Annotated in this window: 3 protein-coding genes; all 3 read right to left on the bottom strand. The window is 68.6% G+C overall.

The genetic code is table 11. The features are described 5' to 3' along the window. Window positions 1-806, bottom strand: an 806-nt coding sequence (locus AB0J69_RS61595) for a cytochrome P450 (RefSeq protein WP_364138653.1), incomplete at its 3' end; no start/stop codon positions are given. An 11-nt stretch (window positions 807-817) separates the two neighbouring features. Further along, a complete protein-coding gene (locus AB0J69_RS61600) occupies window positions 818-1582 on the bottom strand; it encodes an ABC transporter permease (protein ID WP_364138656.1) in 765 nt (254 codons plus the stop codon). Window positions 1583-1592: 10 nt separating this feature from the next. Beyond that, the gene (locus tag AB0J69_RS61605; RefSeq protein ID WP_364138658.1) at window positions 1593-2357 is read right to left on the bottom strand and encodes an ATP-binding cassette domain-containing protein; all 765 of its coding nucleotides are present in this window, start codon (window positions 2355-2357) and stop codon (window positions 1593-1595) included. Window positions 2358-2409: the final 52 nt, after the last annotated feature.

Raw genomic sequence — 2409 nt, forward strand, 5'->3', positions numbered from 1 at the left:
GTGGGATCGGCGCGCAACGCGGCGAGCTGCTCCGGGTTCTGCAGCAGGGCGAAGGTGCCCAGCGCGAGCATGTTGGCGGTGGTGTCGAGCCCGGCCGCGAGCAGGATCAGGGCGATGCCCTTCAGTTCCTCGTCGGTCAGGTCGCTGTCGGTGAGCTCGCTGAGGATGTCGTCGGTGGGGTCGGCGCGCTTGGCGGCCACCAGCCGCGCGAGGTAGTCCTGGACCGCGGTGTAGGCCGCCATCAGGTCCTCGTCGCTGGTCTCGCCGCTCATGAAGGTGTCGACCTGCTCCTGGAAGGAGCCCCGGTCCTCGTACGGCACGCCCAGCAGCTCGCAGATCATGATGGCGGGGATGGGCTTGGCGAACGCGGTCACCAGATCCGCCGTCGGCCCGGCCTTCTCCATGGCGTCCAGGTGCTCGGCGGTGACCTGCTCGACGCGCTCGGTGAGCAGCCGCATCCGCCGGACGGTGAACTTGCCCACCAGCGGCTTGCGGTAGCGGCCGTGCTGCGGCTCGTCCATCAGCAGGAACTCGCCGGGCGGCGCCGGAGGCATCTCGACGCCGGTCATGTCCATGGCCCAGTGGTGGCGCATGAGCTCCTTGCGTGAGCTGAACCGCGGGTCGGCCAGCACCGCCCGGACCAGGTCGAATCCGGTGACCAGCCAGCCCTGGTGCCCGTCGGGGAAGGGGAAGCGGCTGATCGGGCTCTGCTCGCGGGCCTCGATCAGCTCCTTGGGCGGGTCGAAGGGGCAGCCGGGCCGGCGCTCGGCCGGCATCGTGGTGATGGTGTGGAGGGAGTCGGTCATGATGCTGCCTTTCAGGAGATCTTGCGGCGGTAGGTGGTCATGGCGAAGGCGTAGGCGACCACGAGGATGCCGACGCACCAGGCCAGGGCGATCCAGATGTCGTTGCCGACCGGCTGCTCGGCGAACAGGGCGCGGACGGCGTTGACGATGGAGGTCACCGGCTGGTTCTCGGCGAAGACGCGCAGCGGGCCGGGCATGGTGTCGGTGGGCACGAAGGCCGAGCTGAGGAAGGGCAGGAAGATGAGCGGGTAGGAGAACGCGCTCGCCCCCTCCATCGTCTTGGCCGACAGGCCCGGGATGACCGCGATCCAGGTCAGCGCCAGGGTGAACAGCACCAGGATGCCCGCCACCGACAGCCACGCCAGCACTCCCGCCGACGAGCGGAAGCCCATCAGCAGGGCCACCAGCATCACCACCGCCAGCGAGACCAGGTTGGCCACCAGCGAGGTCAGCACGTGCGCCCACAGCACCGCCGACCGCGCGGTCGGCATCGACTGGAAGCGCTCGAAGATGCCGCCCTTCATGTCCATGAACAGCCGGTAGGCGGTGTAGGCGATGCCCGAGGCGACCGTGATGAGCAGGATGCCGGGCAGCATGTAGTTCACATACGACGCATCCGACCCGGTTCTGATCGCGCCGCCGAACACGTAGACGAACATCAGCATCATCGCGATCGGCATGATCGCGGTGGTGATGATGGTGTCGGGGCTGCGGGTGATGTGGCGCAGGGAGCGCCCCAGCAGGACGGCGGTGTCACCGAAGAAATGCTTGCTCATGGTGGCTCCTTCAGGCTTTCGTGCCGACGAGGGAGAGGAAGACGTCCTCCAGGGTCGGCTGCTTCTCGACGTATTCGACCTTGGCGGGCGGCAGCAGCTGCTTCAGCTCCTCCAGGGTGCCGTTGACCAGGATCCGGCCCTGGTGCAGGATCGCGATCCGGTCGGCGAGCTGCTCGGCCTCGTCCAGGTACTGGGTGGTGAGCAGCACCGTGGTGCCCCGGCCGGCCAGGTCCTTGACGGTCCGCCAGACCTCGATGCGGGCCTGCGGGTCCAGCCCGGTGGTCGGCTCGTCGAGGAAGATCACCGGCGGGTCGCCGATCAGGCTCATCGCGATGTCCAGCCGGCGGCGCATGCCGCCCGAATACGTCGCCACCTTCCGCCCACCCGCATCGGTCAGCGAGAACCGCGCCAGCAGCTCATCGGCGACCTGGCCGGGATTCCTCAGGTGCCGCAGCCGGGCCACCAGCACCAGGTTCTCCCGCCCGCTGAGGATCTCGTCCACGGCGGCGAACTGCCCGGTCAGGCTGATCGACTCGCGCACGTCCGCGGCCTGCGTGGCGACGTCCAAACCGTTCACCCGGGCGGTACCCGCATCCGCCTTGAGCAGCGTGGACAGGATCTTCACCACCGTGGTCTTGCCCGCCCCGTTCGAGCCGAGCAGGGCGAAGATGCCGCCCCGCGCCACGTCGAAGTCCACCCCACGCAGCACCTGCAGGTCCTTGTACGACTTCTCCAGGCCGTGCACCTGGATCGCCGGGGTCTGCTGTGTCGTCATCTCAGACTCTCCTGTCTTCTTCGCCCGCGGCGCGCTCGATGGCGCTGGTGAA

This window comes from Nonomuraea sp. NPDC049709 (assembly GCF_040674815.1).
In the GTDB taxonomy this organism is placed as follows: Bacteria; Actinomycetota; Actinomycetes; order Streptosporangiales; family Streptosporangiaceae; genus Nonomuraea.

Coding starts and splice junctions, on each gene's coding strand:
- AB0J69_RS61600 (WP_364138656.1), bottom strand. CDS start 1,582: ATGAGCAAGCATTTCTTCGGTGACACCGCCGTCCTGCTGGGGCGCTCC.
- AB0J69_RS61605 (WP_364138658.1), bottom strand. CDS start 2,357: ATGACGACACAGCAGACCCCGGCGATCCAGGTGCACGGCCTGGAGAAG.